Here is a 19,002-nt window from a genome sequence, read left to right as displayed (position 1 = left end):
CTTCAACAATGATGGCTGCCAATACGTTTTCGCATAAATTGTCGCGATCTTTAGTTGATCAGACGGTATAGAAGGCTAGATAATCGTTTGCCTTGAAAATCCCTCCCGGTAGCGTTTGGGATTTTTTGGGGCAAGACCACCATAAATCACCCGCTGCATGCGATGAGAGTTAAACGTTTGCCTTTTACACGGCGTCTGTTGCCGCGTTCCTGAAGGGTAAGGAAGCGAACGTGACGGAAACGGTTTCGTAATGACCATGCATCAGTGGGATAACAAGCCATTTCATCCAGGCTGGCAGCAATGAAAAACAGGGGACTGCAACATGTCGAATTCTCAAGCAAATAACGCCGTGACACCCAAAGGCGGGCTTGATGCGTATTTTAAACTTACAGCACGGGGTACCAACGTGCGTCAGGAAGTGGTGGCAGGGTTAACCACCTTCCTGGCGATGGTTTACTCGGTGATCGTGGTTCCCAGCATGCTGGGTAAAGCCGGTTTCCCACCGACTGCGGTATTCGTTGCCACCTGCCTGGTTGCCGGTTTGGGATCGCTGCTGATGGGCTTGTGGGCCAACCTGCCGATGGCGATTGGTTGTGCCATTTCACTGACGGCGTTCACCGCCTTTAGCCTGGTGCTGGGTCAGCACATCAGCATTCCCGTGGCGCTGGGCGCGGTATTCCTGATGGGGATCCTGTTTACCATCATCTCGATTACCGGTATCCGTTCCTGGATCCTGCGTAACCTGCCAATGGGAGTGGCGCACGGCACCGGTATTGGTATCGGCCTGTTCCTGCTGCTGATCGCGGCTAACGGTGTCGGCCTGGTGGTGAAGAATCCGCTGGATGGCTTGCCGGTCGCGCTGGGGGCATTTACCTCGTTTCCAGTGGTGATGACGTTAATCGGGCTGGCGGTGATCTTCGGCCTGGAAAAACTGCGTGTGCCAGGCGGCATCTTGCTGGTTATTATTGCCATTTCGGTTATCGGCCTGATTTTTGACCCGGCGGTGAAATATCAAGGGTTATTCGCCATGCCTAGCCTGGCGGGGCCAGATGGCAAATCGCTGATCTTCAGCCTGGATATCATGGGGGCGTTACAACCGGTGGTGTTGCCAAGCGTGTTGGCATTGGTAATGACTGCGGTGTTCGACGCCACGGGCACCATCCGTGCGGTTGCCGGGCAGGCCAATCTGCTGGATAAAGATGGCCAGATTATTAACGGTGGCAAAGCGCTGACTTCAGATTCCCTGAGCAGCATCTTCTCCGGGCTGGTTGGGGCTGCACCTGCCGCGGTTTATATCGAATCTGCCGCGGGTACGGCGGCGGGCGGTAAAACCGGCCTGACGGCCACCGTGGTCGGGCTGTTGTTCCTGCTGATCCTGTTCCTGTCGCCGCTGTCCTATCTGGTGCCAGTGTATGCCACCGCTCCTGCGCTGATGTACGTTGGCCTGCTGATGTTGAGCAACGTCACCAAGCTGGATTTCGACGACTTTGTCGACGCCATGGCCGGTTTGCTGTGCGCGGTGTTTATCGTGCTGACCTGTAACATCGTGACCGGCATCATGCTGGGCTTCAGTTCACTGGTGATTGGCCGCGTGTTCTCTGGTGAATGGCGTAGGCTGAACATCGGTACCGTGTTAATCGCGGTGGCGCTGGTGGCGTTCTATGCTGGCGGCTGGGCAATTTAAGCCTTCCTTCAATGGGGCTGACCTCCGGCCCCGTTGTTTATCCTCTTCAGACTATTCTCCTTATCTTCTGCGACGTGTTTTGAAAGGCACAACAAGCTTTATCCGTACCTAAAAAAGTGATCTACTATCCAGATACTTTTACCCGCGCTTTGGTGATACGAGCTCAAGAGTCTAAGGAAAGCATGGAAATCTTTTTTACAATCCTCATTTTGATCCTGGTGGTCTCCCTGTCTGGGGTGGTAACACGTATGTTGCCGTTCCAGATCCCGTTACCTTTAATGCAGATCGCCATTGGGGCCTTGCTGGCCTGGCCGCATTTCGGGCTGCACGTTGATTTTGACCCCGAACTGTTTTTAGTGCTGTTTATTCCACCGTTGCTGTTTGCCGATGGTTGGAAAACACCGACACGCGAATTCCTGCACCACGGGCGTGAAATCCTGGGGTTGGCCTTGGTGCTGGTGTTGATCACCGTTGTCGGCGTGGGTTATCTCATTTACCTGATGGTGCCAGGGATCCCATTGGTCGCCGCGTTTGCGCTGGCTGCAGTGTTGTCACCTACCGATGCCGTGGCTCTGGGGGGGATCGTCGGCAAAGGGCGCATCCCAAGAAGTATCATGGGGGTGTTGGAAGGCGAGGCGTTGATGAATGACGCTTCCGGCCTGGTATCGCTGAAGTTTGCCATCGCGGTGGCGATGGGGACCATGGTGTTTACCGTCGGTGGTGCCACTATGGAATTCCTGAAGGTGGCGATCGGTGGTCTGCTGGCCGGTGTGGCGGTGACCTGGACCTACAGTAAATCGCTGCGCGTGATGAGCCGTTGGAGCGGAGACGATCCGGCCACGCAGATTGTGCTGTTGTTGTTGTTACCTTTTGCTTCCTATCTGATCGCCGAACATATCGGCGTGTCCGGCATTCTGGCTGCCGTCGCCGCGGGGATGACCATCAGCCAGTCTGGCGTGATCCGTAACGCACCACTGGCCATGCGTTTGCGTGCGAACAGCGTCTGGGCGATGCTGGAGTTCGTGTTCAACGGCATGGTGTTCATCATGCTGGGGCTGCAACTGCCGGGGATCCTGGAAACCTCGATCGTGCAGGCTGAGCTGGATCCGACCATCGAGACCTGGTATCTGTTCACCGACGTGGCGATTATCTATGCCGCGCTGCTGGTGCTGCGTTTCAGCTGGTTGTGGGTGATGAAAAAGGCCAGCAATCGCTTTATGAAAAAGCGCCCTCTACAGTTTGGCGATTACAGCATACGTGAGCTGTGGGTTGCTTCTTTCGCTGGCGTACGTGGGGCGATTACGCTGGCTGGTGTGCTCTCTATCCCGCTGTTACTTAGCGATGGCACCGCCTTCCCGGCGCGCTATCAACTGGTGTTTATCGCCGCCGGAGTGATCTTGCTGTCACTGATCGTTGGCGTACTGGCGTTACCGTTATTGCTGCGCGGGGTGCATGTCGCAGACAAGAGCGCCAGCAAGACCGAAGAACGTATGGCGATTGCCATGGCTGCCGAGGTAGCGATTGAGAGCATCAACAAGATGGAAGAACGGCTGGCGGCAGACACCGAGGAAAACCTCGATCCGCAGTTGCTGAAAGAGGTCAGTTCCAGGGTGACCGGGATGTTGCGGCGGCGTATTGCCAGTAAAGACGATATCGAAAATGCGCTGGCGTTGGAAAACCTCGAACGGCGTTTCCGTTTGACCGCCTTGCGGGCGGAGCGTGGTGAGCTTTATCACCTGCGCGCCACGCAAAAAATCAGCAATGAGACGCTGCAAAAACTGCTGCACGATCTCGATTTGCTGGAAGCCTTGCTGGTTGAGCGAGAAGGCTAACCACATCTTTATGGGGCCGCTATGCGGCCCCTATCTTACTCAGCCAAGGCTTCGGCATCTCGATCCCCTTGCGCTTTACTCTCCTTGCTTTGGATCAGCTTTAACGCCAGATACAGGTCGGGAACCAGGATCAGTTTATTCTCCTTGCTGCCGGAGCGATCCAGGCGAAACCAGCGTGTCAGTTCGGTACGGCGGCCTGCGAGCACCAGTCCAATCCCTCGCAGTTGCAGATCCCGCTTCAATTCTTCGACAGCCGCGAGCACGCTGATATCCGCATGGGTGAAGCTGGCCACTGCGTCAATCACCACCCAACGTGGCTGGCTCGGCGCTCCATCTACCAGAGTGGCGATCCGCCGCTTGAAATAGGCGACGTTAAAATAGGTCAACGGCGAATTAAAGCGGTACATAATGACGCCATCGACAGGCTGGATCCCGTTGCTCTTGTCCAGCGAATGGATCATACCGTCTGCATTGACCCCCAGCAGTTGCTCGGTAGGCCGGAAAACCGTCTGTAGAAACTGCAACAGACCCAGCAGCACCGCCAGCCCAATGCCGGGAATGATCCCTACCAGCAGTACGCTCAGGAAAGTAAACAGCGCCAGGTAGAACGCGGGGCGATTGCGTTTACGCAGCCGGAAAATGCTGCGCATATCCAGTAGCGACCAAGAGGCATAAATCAGCACCACGCCAAGTACCGGGATGGGGATAAACTGCAGCGGCTCGCTAAAAAATGCCACTACCAAAGCGATCGCCAGCGCGGCAATCACCGAAACCAGCTGGCTTTTGCCACCGTTGGCATCATTAACGGCGGTACGGGAGTTGGCACCGCTGATGGCGAATCCCTGCGAAAGTCCGGAGACGATATTTACCAGCCCCAGCGCTCGAAACTCGCTGTCGGCGTCAACTTCGTAGCCATTTTTTGCCGCAAAGCTCCGGGTGGTCAGCATCATGCTGACAAAGCTGACTACGGCCAGGTTGAGCGCCGGGATCACCAGATCGCGCAGCAGCCCGGGTTTAAAATCAGGCCATGACACCATGGGCAAACCGCCACCGGTATAGCCTCCAACCGTTTCAATGCCAAAATGCGGCAAATTCGCCGCCCAGGTCAACGCCGTCGTCAGCACCACGGCGAACAGCGGTGCGGGCCAGTTAGGCCGGGCATAGTGGATGCCAAGCAGGATCAGCAGCGTCAGCAGTGACATAAGCACCGTGGGCCAATGGCTGTTGAGCAAGTTAACCGGTAGCGCGTAAATGCGTTCAATCAGCTCGCTGGAGGGCGAGGAAAAACCGAATATCTTGCTGATCTGGTTGACGATAATCGTAAGCGCCACACCGTTGAGCAACCCATTGAGGATCGGGCGTGACAGTAGGTCTGCAATGGCTCCCAGCTTGAAGCGGCTGGCAATCAGGCACCAGGTTCCCATCATCAGGGTCATCACGATGGTCAATTGCCAGTGCAGTTCGGTATGGCCAGCCGCTAGCGGAGTGACTACTGCGGCGATGACCGCGCAGGTGGCTGCATCAGGCCCGACGATAAGCTGACGCGATGAGCCAAAAATGGCGTAGGCGATCATCGGTAGAATACAGGAGTAAAGCCCGACGATGGCGCTCACGCCAGCCAACTCGGCGTAGGCAATCGCCACCGGTAATGCCACTGCCGCCACCGAGAGGCCAGCTCGGATATCAGGTTTCAACCAGCTACGCTCGTAAGCGAGCAGGTTCATCAGGCCAGGCGCGATACTCTGGAGGGATTTCCGCTGCATATCTTTTCCATCCGGCTGAATAAAGGGGCATGCTGTCTCTTTCGTTGGCCGGAAGAGTAAATCAGCGGTTTTTTAGTGATTTTTGGTGAGCATTAGCCGAAGTATAGCAGGGGATTGTGACCTGAATTTTGCGGCACGGGGCCTGATATTAGACTTTATTTTCGCTGGTGCAGGAATGGAGAGACTGAAGGTGCAACAGATTTATGTTGCACCTGACTTTGGCCCCGTACAGCTCCCTCGCCCTTTGGGAGAGGGCCGGGGTGAGGGGAAACAGACGACGATTAAGACTGAGGCCAGTACTCCCGGCAGCAGGCAATCCAGGCCTGGGCGCTGTGGGAAAGATAGCTGCCCTGGCGCCAGATCAGCCCCACTTGCCATTCCATTCGTGGCTCCAGTGGCAGCCAGATCAGGTTTTCTTTATCCAGCCATTGGCAGACTGGCTCTGGTAAGGTGGCAATTCCCACGCCGGCCTGCACCATTGCGGCCAGAAAATCCCACTGGCCGCTGCGTACGGCAATCTTGGGTTCAAAGCCCGCCTGCTGAAAAGCTGCCATCAGCATTTTATACAGCGTGAAGTCTTCGTTATAAATCAGGATTGGCCACTCGGCCAGCTCATTGATCGCGATGCTGGTGCGGTTGAGCCAGTGTGCCGTCTTTGGCACAACTACGCACATCGGGTGGCTTAGCAGGGGCAAAAAGGTCAACGGCTGGTCAGATACTGCGGGCAGTATCGTCATCGCCAGATCCAATTCTCCGGTTAACACCGCCTGTTCGACCGAAAGGCCGCCCAGTTCGGAGATCTTCAATTCGATACCCGGATAGGTCTGGCGGAACTGGCGGATCAAACCGGCGATCTGCCTGCCGACCATCGGTGGAATACCCAGCCGCAGCACCCCCTTTTTCACCGAGCTGATGTCCTCCAGTTCGGCCTCCAGCTGGCGGAATTCATCCAGGATCGCCAGGCCGCGCTGATAAACCGCCTGCCCGCTGTCGGTGAGGTGCAACTTGCGCCCTTCGCGCACCAGCAGTGTGCACTCCAACTCGTCTTCCAGATGGCGCAACATCTTGCTGATGGTGGGTTGGGTAACAAACAGCTTCTCGGCCGCGCGGGTGAAACTCTGCTGGCGAACCACTTCCACAAAATAACGCAGGGTGCGGACATCCACTTTGGGCTCTCCTGAAGGCGGTGCTGCCGGGAAACTATTCCCTTACGGCATGATGTTGATGATTTTAATTCATTTCAGGCAGGGTTTCCCGGCTGCGTATACTGTAAGCCGTGATTTTTTCTGAGGTTACTTTCATGTCTCTGGCGTTACGCCGTGCTGCGCCTGCTTTTCTGCTCCGCCTACAGGTGCCCATCCAGGTAGTGCTGTATGCTTTGTTATTCCTGCTTGCCGATCGGCTGGTGCAACAGTTTCATCTGCCTTTGCCCGCCAACATCGTGGGTATGTTGATGATGCTGGCGCTGATCCTGTTGCGCATTTTGCCGTTGAACTGGGTAAAAGCGGGGTCGCGTTGGCTACTGGCCGAAATGCTGCTGTTTTTTGTGCCGGCAGTGGTGGCGGTAGTGAACTATGCCCAACTGTTGATGGTGGAGGGCTGGAAGATTTTTCTGGTGATCGCTATCAGCACCATGCTGACGCTGGGAGCGACCGGGCTGGTAGTGGATCGCGTTTATCGTTTCGAGATCTGGCTGCAACGGCGGAAAATGCGTAATGAATGACGTGATCCTCAGCATCACCTGCCTGGTGGTGACATTGGTACTCTACTTTGCCAATAAAAGGCTCTACCGCCGCCGCCGTAGCCTGCTGTTGATGCCGTTGGTGCTGACGCCGATGGTATTGGTGCTGTTGCTGGTGGTGACGCATATCTCCTATCAGAGCTATATCGGTGAAACGCACTGGCTGCTGTGGCTGCTTGGCCCGGCAACTATTGCCTTTGCCGTGCCGGTATATGAAAACCTGCATATTATTCGTCGCCATTGGCTTTCTCTAACTGCCGGGGTGCTTACCGCGGTGGTGGTAGCCGTTTACAGCTCGGTGTGGCTGGCCCGTTGGTTGACGTTGCCTGATGAGGTGCAGCGTAGCCTGGCAGTGCGTTCCATTACGACGCCGTTTGCGCTGGAAGCGGCGAAGCAGATGGGCGGCCAACCTGACTTGGTGGCGCTGTTTGTGGTGATCACTGGCGTGTTTGGGATGGCGGTAGGCGATATTCTGTTCCTGCGCCTCTCGGTGCGCAGCGGTCTGGCAAAAGGAGCGGGGCTTGGTGCCTCTTCCCACGGAGCTGGTACCGCCAGAGCCTATGAGATAGGCCAGCAAGAAGGCGTAGTGTCCAGCCTGGTGATGATGTTAGCGGGGATTATCACGGTGATCGGGGCGCCATTGATTGGCCGCTTGATGTGGTAATGGGGGCAGGATTAGCCCCCGACAAGGTTTAGCGAGCGGCCTGGACCAGGGCCACAATCAGTGGGGAAAGCTCCCCACGTAACGCTGCACGTTCTGACTGGAACAGGGTAGCGGCATAAAAACGGTGCCCTGGCAGCTCCACCGAGCGAACATCGCCTTCAATATCATGCCCACTGATAATCAGTGGGTGTTGCTCCAAATCTGCCACAAATTCAGGGTTAACCCCAAAGTTACAGTGGTAGCCTTCGTGAGTCTCCAGCTTGCCATAGGCGCGGGCAATCAGCGAATTTGGCTGAAACAGGATGGTGCCGGTTTTCTCAACCAGTGAACAGCTCAGCGGTGCGATCACCAAGCGGCCCCCGCTATCGGTCTCCGCGTGGCCAGCATCGTGCCAACCCATCGCATTGCGAGCATATTCCACCACCGCATATTGAAACCCACCGCAAGACCCCAGAAAGGGGATGTTGTGCTCGCGAGCATGGCGGATCGTCATAAAGACGCCGTCATCGTTGCGATACGGGCTGCCAGGGACCACCCAGATAGCATCGTAGCCCTGTAGGGCAGAGACATCGGTCAACGTTTCTGTGGGGAGCCATTGGGATTGGATATCAAGATTCAGGTGTGAAGCGGTAAGTTGGAGAGCGACGGGGATGGCTTGGTGGGCAACAATTTCGCTGCAGTAATCACCAATCAGAGCGAGACGAACCTGTGTTTTCATCGTTTCTTTTTCCTGAGCGGGTAAAAAAGGATGTTACAGCAGAGTTAAAAACGGGTCTGTGGATTTTTCAGGGGGGAGCACAAAATGTTCGAGAGATTGAGAGCGTGCTACACATTGTTTGCCGTACCTGATTTCGGCTCCGTACGGCTCCCTCTCCCTGTGGGAGAGGGTTGGGGTGAGGGGGATTGCCGTTCTCGGCTGAGCAACAACACCTGCCAGAAAGCGGGTTTAATACAGTGAGGGCGAACCCGCCGGGCGCGTTTTGAAGCGGCGGTGCAGCCACAGATATTGCTCTGGAGCACGCATGATCTCTTTCTCTACCACTTTATTCATGTAGGCGGCAGCGGCCACTTCATTGTCAATTGGGTAGTCTTCTAACGCCGGCTGGATCAGCAGATCGTAGCCACAGCCTTTCGGGCGGCGGATCAGCACGACCGGCACCAGCGCCGGTTTGGCCATGCGGGCCAGCATAAAGGTACCGCTGGTGGTCGCTGCCTGATCGACGGCAAACAGCGGGGCAAACACGCTGCCACGCGGGCCGTAATCCTGATCGGGAGCAAACCATACGGCTTCGCCACGCTTCAGGGCTTGCACCATGCCGCGCAGATCTTTGCGATCCAGCATGGCTTTGTTGGAGCGCATACGACCTTTGGTTTGTGCCCATTCCATCGCTTTATTGTTATGTGGACGATACATAGCCATCATTGGCTGACACAACCCCATCGCCCGGCCACCCAGCTCCAGCGACATGAAATGCACCCCGATTACCAGCACGCCACGGCCATTTTGTTGGGCCTGTTTCAGGTGGTTGATGCCGGTTACGTTGAACCAGCGCTTTACGCGTTTATCTGACCAGAACCAGGCTATACCGGTTTCCAGCAGGCCCATACCGAGGGATTCGAAGTTACCGATAATTTTACGTTCGCGCTGCGCTTCATCCATCTCCGGGAAGCACAGTTCAAGATTGCGGCGGGTGATCGACACGCGGCGTTTCAAGAAGCGCATAGAGGTGCGGCCCATCCACCCGCCGAGCTTGTGCAGCACGGGATAGGGCAGTTGAACCAGCAGGAACAGTATCGCCAGGCCAAACCAGGTCAGCCAGTAGCGTGGGTGCAGTAACGCAAGTTTAAAAGTTTGTGGACGCTTCATATCAACTCTGTATGCGAAATGGGGTAGAAACCTGTAGCGCATAAAGAAGCGACTCAATAGCGATACTATACTCTGACACCCAGTCATGACGATCGTTTAGCCGTTGACTAAACCTTTACATTCGAAGGGCGGTTCGCACTGCTATCAGACTTCGGAAGGACGGCTGCTTGCCAGCGAAGGGGCTCTCGTATTTGCGATTATACCACACAAAACGTGGGTGTGAGAGTGGGTGGGGGATTCGTCTACAAAGGGTTATCCGAGGGCTATTTGGGTATTTCCTGTTAGTTATGTTGATTCTTTGTTTATATGAGGTATGTCCTTCTATACTGGAAGGAAATGGTTCCTTTCTTTGCATACAAGGATGGTTGATTTGAAAAAGCTTTTCATCTCGGCGGCGTTAACCGGTTTTTTCGCCAGTCACCCTAGCTACGCCGCAGACAGTTACCTGGTTTATAACACGAATAATGTTGCCGTCTTCCAGGTACGCTTCTTTGATGTGGGTGATGGCCCTTTTATGCCGAACTATCCGCAGCCAATTGAGTCGACCTGGGATCTGAATCACCAACAGAAAGAAAAAATACTGGATGCCATGCGGTACTGGGCTGAAGTTATTACCCCCAGACCCGAACAATTGCCAGCCATCATCAACGTAGGCACTTTTAATGAGGTGAATGCTGCAGGCTCCAGCGAATCGGTAACCGATGGTGTAATCAGCATTACACAACTGCAGGGGGCTTTGAACGGTATTGATACCGGCGAGCTAACCTTCGGTTCTCATGGCCAATTTATCATGGGAAAAATGGATTTTGATAATATTCCCTATGTTCCAGCGCAATTACCCCGCTCCGGAAAAACGGATCTGGTCAGTGTTGCCGTTCATGAATTGGCTCATGGGTTGGGTATCTCTAATATGGCCACCGATTGGGCTGGGGAGGGGACATTTACCCCAGCTTTTGACGCCGATCAGCCTTTTGGTTCCTGGACTGAGCATCTGCGTGATGACAATGGAAATCCGGCACGTCCCGGCCAGGTCATACTGTGCAAAGGGTGCAATAACGCATGGGATCCACAAGGTTTTGATGTGCGCCTTGATAAGGGGTATTTCGCGGGTAAGCACGTGGATGAAGTGCTGGCGGGCGCCATGCCCGGCGTTCCGGTGAAAATGTTGGCTGATGATGGCTCGGTTGACGATAACTATATGAGCCATATCGAGCTGAAAAACAGCATGATGAGCCACCAGAATTACCGCAACTACACCACGTTTATGGAAGCCGAGTTGGCGTTATTGCAGGACATGGATTATCAGATCGACCGGCGTAATTTCTTCGGTTTTTCGCTCTACGGTGATGGGCAGACGCTGGTTAATCGACAGGGTTACTTTTTACGTAACAAGCAGGGCGATGGCTACATCACGGGGCAGTATAATACCGCGACATTGGGCGTTGGTTTGCATGTTTACGGCAGCAATAACCACATCTTCCAGCAAGCGGATCTGTTAACACTGGGCGCCGGTGGAGCAGGTATTCGTATCGATGGGCAAAACAACACGCTGAACGTTGAGCCTGGCACTCGCGTCTACGCTGACGGGGTCAATGGCCGCGGCGTGATGTTTGCTTATGGCAAGAACCACAATCTCATTCAGCGTGGCGATGTTCAAGCGCTAGGCGCTAATGGCGTTGCTCTCAGTTTTGATTTTGGCAATAACCTGCTGGGCAACGATGTGGATTACCGGGGATCCTGGATACATTATGTTGGTGGACAGGTTGCAACATTATTGCCGGAGCTACAGGGGGCGCTGGTCAATAATGCGGATATTAGCGGCCAGGTTGCCGCTAAAGGTGCGGCGATTTATATCTCGCCAAACGCGCTGGTCAACAATATCAATCTATTAAATGGTGCTCAGCTGGAAGGGAATATCTACTCGGATTATAACCAGTTGGATGAGCATGGCCAGCAGCGCCTGACCCAGTTTACCTTTGGGCGCCTGGCCAATTTGCAAGGGCAGGCAACCGATCAGGCAGACCCCAAATTCCGGTTCAACTATCGGGGAAATATTGAAGGTATCGACAATCTGGCGCTGAGCACTCGCGGGGGGATCACTTCGCTTAATGGTCACCACCAGATTTACAGCATGTCTATCGCACCAGGCTCCACGCTGGCTGGCAACAGCGATTATACCTTGAACCCGGCGGGCCGCTTTGTGAATGACGGTATCCTCGCGCCGGGGAATTCGCTAGGGCAAATCGAGGTCACCGGCCTCTATCAACAGGGCGAGAAGGGGCAGTTGCTGTTAGAGGTCGATGGCCGTGGTGGACACGATACCCTGGTGGTTAATGGCCATGCTGCATTCAACGGTCAGCTAACGTTTGCGCCTCAGCCAGACTGGTATGCCACAGACTGGCGGCTGGATTCGGGCGAGATGCTGAAAGCCACCTCGCATAGCGGAGAATTCAGCACGGTGGACGGGTTACTCAGTTCGCCTACGCTGGCCTTGCAGGCAACGCCGCAGGGTGAGGATCGTTGGCAACTCGCGATGTTGCGTGCAGACAACGCCTACAGCCAGTATGCCCAGGACAGCAATGCGCGGCAGGTTGGCCAGGCGCTGGACCACATTGTGTCTGGCGCGGGTGCAGACATCCAGCCGTTGTACCGCACATTGGACTTCTCTGCTGTCGACGGACGGAGCATCAGCAGCGCTTTGCAGCAACTTTCGCCCGCAGCCTACAGTGCGATGTTCGCCAGTTCTCTTAATCGCGAACAACAGATTACGCGGATCGTCAGCGGATCTCATTCCACCACGCCAGAGCAGCAGGTTGCAGGCGAATGGCATAGTTTTGCCATACCCTTTGGTGGCGGTTTTTGGCAGCAGCGCCAAGGCGATCGGGTTGGCTATGATGCCAGCAGCTACGGCATAGTCTTTGGTGCTGAAAAGCACAGTGAGCAGAATAGCGACTGGGTTTATGGCTTCCATGGTGCGGTCAGTGGGCAATCGGTAACGGTCAAATCACCGGAAAACGCCACCGGTAAAACCACGGCTTTCGATCTGGGCATCCAGGCTCGTTATGCCGCCGATCGGCAAGCGGGGATGTATTTATTCGGCAATGGTCGGTTTGGCATTGAAGATAGCCGTTTGGATCGCAGCATCAGCGTCGAGACTTATCATGCGAGCCAACATGCCAGTTGGACCGGCCTGGCGGGTTCTGTAGCTGCTGGTGGCGGCTACCGCTGGGCGCTGAATGACCAATGGAGCGCTGGCCCGGTGGCCGCACTGAATTACACGACCCTGCATCGCCCAAGCGTGACGGAAACGGGCAACGACAGTAGCCGCCTGGCGCTAGGTTCTAGCACTTTTGATTCTCTGCGCTCCAGCATTGGGGTCAACAGCAGTTGGGATCTTCCGCTCTCTTCGGGCGCTGCTATTGCTGCCGATCTGCAACTTACCTGGGATCATGAGTTGCTGGATAGCGACGTATCGCAAGAAGCCTCTTTCGCCAACTACCGCACGGCGAGCTTCAGCAACAAGAATCAGGTGACTGGGCGTGACTCCATGGGGGTGAAAGCCGGAGTTCGTTACCAAATCAATAGGGATGTGGAGCTGGGCTTGGGGGTAGAGAGCGATCTGTTCCGTTCTGGTTATGACTCGGTAGCGGGTAACCTATCGGCCACCTGGCGTTTCTGACAGGCCGGTATGATAAAAGAAAAAGGCGCTTGACCCATGAGGTAAAAGCGCCTTTTTTCAACAGCTTGACTGACTAGTATCAGTTCATGCCGTATTTTTTCAATTTCTTACGCAGTGTACCGCGGTTGATCCCCATCATCAGGGCAGCGCGGGTTTGGTTGCCACGGGTGTACTGCATCACCATGTCCAACAGTGGCTGTTCAACTTCAGCCAGTACCAGCTCATACAGATCGTTAACGTCTTGACCGTTCAGTTGAGCAAAATAGTTCTTCAGTGCTTGCTTAACCGAGTCACGCAGAGGCTTTTGAGTCACTTGGTCCTGTGAGTTCACGGTTGAAACGGTCAGTACGTCAGAATTTACGCGTTGTTCGAACATAGTTCTGTCAGCTCTTTTTTGTTACGCAAGATTTTCGAAATATGCCTCCAACGCCTCCAGCTGTTCGCTGGCATCCTCTATGGCGTTGAATGTGCGCCGAAACTGGTCATTAGGGGCATGCTCCTGTAAGTACCAAGAGACGTGCTTTCGAGCAATCCGGAATCCCTTGCCTTGGCCGTAAAAGCCGTGCAATTCCCGAATATGCCCTATTAACAAGCGCTTCACTTCGCCAAGTGGCATCGGTGGCAGCAGCTCCCCAGTGTCCAGATAATGCTGGATTTCCCGGAAGATCCAGGGTCTCCCCTGAGCAGCACGGCCTATCATCAGGGCATCAGCCCCAGTGTAGTCGAGCACTGCTCTGGCTTTATGCGGGTCAGTAATGTCGCCATTCGCGATAATCGGAATGGAGACATTCTGCTTAACTGCCCGAATGCTGTCGTACTCCGCGTTGCCGTTGAACAGGCAGGCACGGGTTCGGCCATGAATCGTCAGGGCCTGTATACCACAATCTTCGGCCAGTTGGGCAATTTCTACACAGTTACGGTTCTCTGGTTCCCAGCCGGTTCGGATCTTAAGTGTTACCGGCACATCCACCGCGTTAACCACCGCGAGGAGGATCTGTCTAACCAGATCCGGGTACTGCAGTAACGCAGACCCTGCAAGCTTCCGGTTCACTTTCTTGGCTGGGCACCCCATATTGATGTCGATGATCTGTGCACCGCTGGCCACATTAATGCGCGCCGCGGCGGCCATATCATCAGGATCACATCCGGCTATTTGCACGGAACGGATCCCTGGTTCATCGCTATGTACCATACGCAGACGTGACTTATCCGTGCGCCACACCTCCGGGTTGGAGGAGAGCATTTCGGATACAGCCATCCCAGCACCCATTGCATGACATAAGGTTCTGAATGGGCGATCTGTGATGCCGGCCATCGGGGCCGCAATCAGGCAATTTGTTAACTGGTGGTGTCCAATGCGCATAGACAAAGACTGACCATACTGTGTCCGCAAGGGCGCGTATATTACGCATTTTTTCATTCAGATGAAAGGCCAAACTTTGACCAATCGACAGTTATTGGGCAATAAAAGTGCGCTTATGCACCCTTGATGAAAATATTATGTTTATTTAACAATTAGTTGTGTGATTGTGCTTAATTTTCGTGCGCAAAAATATTCCACTAACGACAGGATTTTATCTTTACGTGCCGGTAATAACAGATCGTAACATCAGGTTATTTGTAACATTCTCAGCTTAATACTTTGACAAATCGGCAAGAATGGTGCTTGGAAATACCGCCACCCCAGTGAGGGCAGCGGCTGTTGTCGCTGGCAAAAATCAATCGACGATGACGCGGCCGTTCAGCGGCTGTACCGGGCGATTGTTGTTATGGTGGACTACCGAGTGGAATTGACTGATTTGTTCGGCAGAAGCGCTTACAGGCTGATCTAGCACCAACCAGCTGACCCCTTCGGAGCAGGGGGGCGTCGTCAGTGAACCGCTGAAGCGGTAGAAGTTAAACTGTTTCGGCAGCAGCGCTTTGATATCCAGCGGTTTGTTCAGCACGGCGGTCTGATCGACAGCGGTAGGCATTTGTTGCCAGGCCTGCGCCAGTTGCGGATTGGCTTTACCCTGCTGGAACATCAGGGCCAGCACCGCCAGGGCACCGTCTTTGTCTTTGTAGACAAAGTGTGCTTCCAGGGGGAACTGCTTGCCGTCGATCTCGTTTTCACTCGGGGCGTGGAAATGGAACTGCTGTAGCGTGAAGGTGTCGTTGTCCAGGCGCAGGGTGTTGCCTTCGCTGACGTTGACTTGAATGGTGTGCCCGTTGTTGACGATTTGTTGTTTGCCCTGCTGGAAAGCCAGCTCAAGCTTGCCGTGCTGGGTTTTCAGCGCGCCCTGAATGTTGACCGGGGACTGGTTTTTACCGGTTTCACACAGTGAAAAATCGGGTGAAAGCTTACCCCAATGCGCCGGGTCTTCCTGGCCTTCATAGCCCCAATGAGCATGTTCTGCGGCACCGATCGAGAAGCTGGCGGCCAACAGGGCAGCCAGCAACATTTTTCCTTTCATTTCCTAATCCTTGTCCAATGAAAATACCAATTATCCTGGGTGGGCGGCTCGTATGCTGCGGGCCACCTTCACTCCGAGCAGGAGAATACGCCCAGCAAGTGTCGGGATAAACTGGCGGATTCTTAGGAAAAGAAAAAACCATCGGAACTGTTTAAATTTCCGATGGTTTTTGGCAAGCAGGGAAAATGTAACTAGTTGCGTTGGCCGGTGATGCGGCACCATTCTTCACGCTCGGCCACCGGGTCGAGATTGAATTTATCCTGATAGGCTTCGGCTACGCTGGCGGCTTGAGTTGCCAGTACGCCTGACAGGCCCAGATAGCCGCCGGATTTTGGCAGGTCGCTGATTAATGGTGCCAGTTCACGCAGCGGGCCAGCGAGAATGTTCGCCACCACCACATCGGCCAGCAGATCGGCTGGCTGGTCTTTTGGCAGATACAGCTCAAGACGCTCTGAAACGCCGTTACGCTGCGCGTTGTCACGGCTGGCTTGAATGGCCTGGGGATCGATGTCGATGCCAATGGCGCGGGCGGCACCGAGTTTTAACGCGGCAATCGCCAGGATGCCGGAGCCACAGCCGAAGTCGATGATGGTTTTGCCAGCCAGATCCAATCCATCCAGCCATTGCAGGCAAAGCGCGGTGGTCGGATGGGTGCCGGTGCCAAACGCCAGGCCAGGGTCTAGCATGACGTTCACCGCGTCCGGATCGGGCACGTCACGCCAGCTTGGGCAAATCCACAGGCGCTCGCCAAAACGCATCGGGTGGAAGTTATCCATCCACTCACGTTCCCAGTCTTTATCTTCCAACTGCTCGATTTTGTGGCGGAAACCGCTGCCCAACAGCGGATGCTGTTCAAGTATGGCGACCACTTCGGCCATATCGGTTTCGGCATCATACAGGCCGATCACATCGGTATCGCCCCACAGCAGGGTTTCGCCCGGCAGCGGTTCAAATACCGGGTTGTCGTGGGTGTCCTGGAAGGTGACCGATACTGCGCCGCTTTCAACCAACGCATCGCTCAGGTCTTCTGCCTGGCTGCCGGTGGTGTTCAGTTTTAATTGGATCCAAGGCATAACAATTCTCTCAAGAGGGTAAGGACGACGGCAACTGGCGCTTTTCGCCGTAGACGTTACCGAGATAAAACGCCAACAGGCTGAGTAACAGCGAAGGCACAATAGGGTGCAATCCGGCCAGTTGCAGGCCGAAGCTGGCTAATAGCGTATAGCATAACGCACCGGTGACCATTGAGCTAAGGGCTCCCTGCGCGTTGGCGCGTTCCCAGTACAGGCCCAGCACCAGCGGCCAGAGGAATACCGCTTCCAACCCGCCGAACGCCAGCAGGTTCAGCCAGATGATCATTTCAGGCGGGCGCCAGGCGGCCAGCAGCACCAGTAATCCGAGGATCAGCGTGGTCAGGCTGGAAAAGCGTTTGATCATCTTCTCATTGTTCATCTGCAGCGGACGCACGCCCAGATAGAGGTCTTTGATGATGGTGGCAGAGGATTGCAGCAACTGCGCATTGATGGTCGACATGATAGCCGCCATCGGTGCGGCCAGGAAGATCCCTGCGGCGTACGGAGGCAGCACAGTGATCATCAACGTTGGGATCACCTGATCGGGGATCTTCAGATCCGGCAGCACCGCACGGCCCAGGGCGCCAGCCAGATGCATACCAAACATCAGAATAGCCACCACGATAGTGCCGAGGATAATGCCACGGTGCACGGCTTTGCTGTCTTTATATGAGATACAGCGTACGGCGGTGTGCGGCAGGCCAATCACGCCAAAGCACACCAGGATCCAGAACGAAGCCATAAACGGCAGGCTGAGGATCTGATCGCCGCCTTGCGGTGAAACCAACGCCGGATCGATCTGTTGCAGCTTATCGACCGCGCTATGCAAGCCGCCCGCCGCGTGGATCACCGCAACCAGCAGTAATATCGTGCCTATCAGCATCACCAGCCCCTGCATGGCATCGTTCAGCACGCTGGCACGGAAGCCGCCAAACGCGGTGTACAACGCAATACTGATACCAAATATCAGCAGGCCGGTGTCGTAAGGAATGCCCGCAGCGGTCTCCAGCAGGCGTGCGCCACCGATAAACTGAACCGTCATTGCCCCAAGGAAGGCCACCAACAGGCTCAGGCTGGCCAGCCATACCAGCAAGCGGCTCTTATAGCGGGCGAACAGCATGTCGTTAAGGGTAATGGCATTGTAGCGCCGCGCCAGAATGGCAAACTTTTTCCCTAGCACGCCAAGTGAAAGCCACACGGCGGGCAGTTGGATCATCGCCAGCAGCACCCAGCCGAGGCCGTATTTATAGGCGGCACCCGGCCCACCGATAAACGAGCTGGCGCTGATATAGGTGGCGGTCAGCGTCATGGCCAACACAAAGCCACCCATCGAACGGTTGCCGAGGAAATATTCACTCAGGAAGTTACCGCTTTGGCGACGGGTATAGGCATACACCGAGAGGCCAAATACCAGCAACAGATAGGCGATCAGCGGCAGAATGACCTCAGTTTGCATCGCTATCCTCCAGGGGGATATCGCGGAAGATGCCGCGTACCATCAGCCAGCACAGGCCAATAAACAGCAGCGGTACCAGCAGGCAGGCCATTTCGAACCAGTGTGGCAGCCCGGTGATCCCGGCGTTGCTGTCTGGCAGATAGGCCGCCAGCGACCAGGCCAGCAGGTAAAGCAGCGTCAGGCCCAGTGCCCAGCGTGCTTCGCGGTTAGCTTGAACAAAGCGTTGTTCCATCCGTGCCTCCAAGGGGTTTACGGTTATGGATTGGCAAAGGAGGGGATTTTACGACAAGGGACGGTTTTGCCAAGCCGTTATGTTGGCAATCGGGATAAAAAACCGGCCAAAGGCTGGCCGGTTGATGGGCTTTACGCCTGTTGTGCAATAAAATGCTCAATCTGCGCCAGGCTGGATAGCCCTTCCATCGGCCCCTTATGGGAAACCGCCAGGGCACCGCTGGCATTGGCATACTGCAACGCTTTTTCTGCGCTGAAGCCGGACAGGAACAGGCTGACAAAGGTCGCGCCAAAGCAGTCGCCTGCTCCGGTCGGATCGACCATTTTGCTGTTATAGCCTGGAGTGTGTAGCTCCTGCGTCTGGCCGTTTTGTTGCTGGTAATGGCTGGCCCCTTTCTGGCCGCGCTTGATCACGATGTGGCTCACGCCACTGGCCAACAGTTCCTGCACGATATCCGCTTCCTGTTGGTTTTTGCTGCTGGCAAAGTGATGCACTTCTCCCTCGCTCGGCAGGAAGATATCGGTATATTCGAGGATGTAATCGAAGGCCTGGCTCATC

General features: G+C 55.1%; 16 protein-coding genes. 5 read left to right on the top strand and 11 right to left on the bottom strand.

What is annotated here, in order from left to right:
• The first annotated feature begins 322 nt into the window (after positions 1–322).
• Both JHD74_RS10380 and JHD74_RS10375 read left to right on the top strand, forming a co-directional pair.
• Positions 323–1,684 carry an NCS2 family permease gene (locus JHD74_RS10380; RefSeq protein ID WP_024527991.1) on the top strand — a complete coding sequence of 454 codons (1,362 nt, stop codon included), beginning with the start codon at positions 323–325 and terminating at the stop codon, positions 1,682–1,684.
• Between the two features lie 182 nt (positions 1,685–1,866).
• Positions 1,867–3,516: a Na+/H+ antiporter gene (locus tag JHD74_RS10375; protein WP_024527990.1), complete on the top strand. Its 1,650-nt coding sequence runs from the start codon at positions 1,867–1,869 to the stop codon at positions 3,514–3,516.
• Between the two features lie 35 nt (positions 3,517–3,551).
• On the opposite strand, the gene JHD74_RS10370 is transcribed toward JHD74_RS10375, so the two are convergent.
• Complete coding sequence (locus tag JHD74_RS10370; protein WP_074031509.1) at positions 3,552–5,279, bottom strand: SulP family inorganic anion transporter; 1,728 nt, start codon at positions 5,277–5,279, stop codon at positions 3,552–3,554.
• 281 nt (positions 5,280–5,560) lie between these two features.
• Positions 5,561–6,445 (bottom strand): LysR family transcriptional regulator, encoded by an 885-nt coding sequence (locus tag JHD74_RS10365; RefSeq protein WP_024527988.1) that lies wholly within the window; start codon positions 6,443–6,445, stop codon positions 5,561–5,563.
• A 134-nt stretch (positions 6,446–6,579) separates the two neighbouring features.
• On the opposite strand from JHD74_RS10365, the gene JHD74_RS10360 reads away from it, so the two are divergent.
• Together JHD74_RS10360 and JHD74_RS10355 are read left to right on the top strand one after the other, a co-directional pair.
• Complete coding sequence (locus JHD74_RS10360; RefSeq protein ID WP_024527987.1) at positions 6,580–7,002, top strand: CidA/LrgA family protein; 423 nt, start codon at positions 6,580–6,582, stop codon at positions 7,000–7,002.
• On the top strand, positions 6,995–7,684 hold the full coding sequence (locus tag JHD74_RS10355; protein WP_074031510.1) for an LrgB family protein: 690 nt from the start codon (positions 6,995–6,997) through the stop codon (positions 7,682–7,684). The genes JHD74_RS10360 and JHD74_RS10355 overlap by 8 nt, the downstream gene beginning before the upstream one ends.
• Before the next feature lie 28 nt (positions 7,685–7,712).
• Here JHD74_RS10355 and JHD74_RS10350 read toward each other — a convergent pair whose 3' ends face one another.
• A complete protein-coding gene (locus tag JHD74_RS10350; RefSeq protein ID WP_024527985.1) occupies positions 7,713–8,402 on the bottom strand; it encodes a CTP synthase in 690 nt (229 codons plus the stop codon).
• A gap of 228 nt (positions 8,403–8,630) precedes the next feature.
• Positions 8,631–9,551 carry a kdo(2)-lipid IV(A) palmitoleoyltransferase gene (gene lpxP, locus JHD74_RS10345; protein ID WP_024527984.1) on the bottom strand — a complete coding sequence of 307 codons (921 nt, stop codon included), beginning with the start codon at positions 9,549–9,551 and terminating at the stop codon, positions 8,631–8,633.
• Positions 9,552–9,912: 361 nt separating this feature from the next.
• Between lpxP and JHD74_RS10340 the strand changes: the two genes are divergently transcribed.
• Positions 9,913–13,230 (top strand): autotransporter domain-containing protein, encoded by a 3,318-nt coding sequence (locus tag JHD74_RS10340; protein WP_199062672.1) that lies wholly within the window; start codon positions 9,913–9,915, stop codon positions 13,228–13,230.
• A gap of 79 nt (positions 13,231–13,309) precedes the next feature.
• Here JHD74_RS10340 and fis read toward each other — a convergent pair whose 3' ends face one another.
• The 7 genes from fis to JHD74_RS10305 all read right to left on the bottom strand — a co-directional run.
• Positions 13,310–13,606: a DNA-binding transcriptional regulator Fis gene (gene fis / locus JHD74_RS10335; protein WP_000462905.1), complete on the bottom strand. Its 297-nt coding sequence runs from the start codon at positions 13,604–13,606 to the stop codon at positions 13,310–13,312.
• Positions 13,607–13,627: 21 nt separating this feature from the next.
• Complete coding sequence (gene dusB / locus JHD74_RS10330; protein WP_037411678.1) at positions 13,628–14,593, bottom strand: tRNA dihydrouridine synthase DusB; 966 nt, start codon at positions 14,591–14,593, stop codon at positions 13,628–13,630.
• Between the two features lie 355 nt (positions 14,594–14,948).
• Positions 14,949–15,683, bottom strand: a complete 735-nt coding sequence (locus JHD74_RS10325) for a carbonic anhydrase (RefSeq protein ID WP_024527982.1) — start codon at positions 15,681–15,683, stop codon at positions 14,949–14,951.
• A 191-nt stretch (positions 15,684–15,874) separates the two neighbouring features.
• Positions 15,875–16,756, bottom strand: coding sequence for a 50S ribosomal protein L11 methyltransferase (prmA, locus tag JHD74_RS10320; protein ID WP_199062671.1), 882 nt, complete (start codon positions 16,754–16,756; stop codon positions 15,875–15,877).
• A gap of 10 nt (positions 16,757–16,766) precedes the next feature.
• Positions 16,767–18,212 carry a sodium/pantothenate symporter gene (gene panF / locus JHD74_RS10315; RefSeq protein ID WP_024527980.1) on the bottom strand — a complete coding sequence of 482 codons (1,446 nt, stop codon included), beginning with the start codon at positions 18,210–18,212 and terminating at the stop codon, positions 16,767–16,769.
• Positions 18,202–18,444: a YhdT family protein gene (locus tag JHD74_RS10310; RefSeq protein WP_024486310.1), complete on the bottom strand. Its 243-nt coding sequence runs from the start codon at positions 18,442–18,444 to the stop codon at positions 18,202–18,204. Before JHD74_RS10310 ends, panF begins: the two co-directional genes overlap by 11 nt.
• 131 nt (positions 18,445–18,575) lie before the next feature.
• Positions 18,576–19,002: carbohydrate kinase family protein (locus JHD74_RS10305; RefSeq protein ID WP_233169500.1), on the bottom strand; the 427-nt coding region annotated here is incomplete at its 5' end.

Origin of the sequence: Serratia sp. ASV30, assembly GCF_016428815.1 — a bacterium.
GTDB lineage: Bacteria > Pseudomonadota > Gammaproteobacteria > Enterobacterales > Enterobacteriaceae > Chania > Chania fonticola_C.
This window is presented reverse-complemented; position numbering and strand designations above follow the sequence as displayed.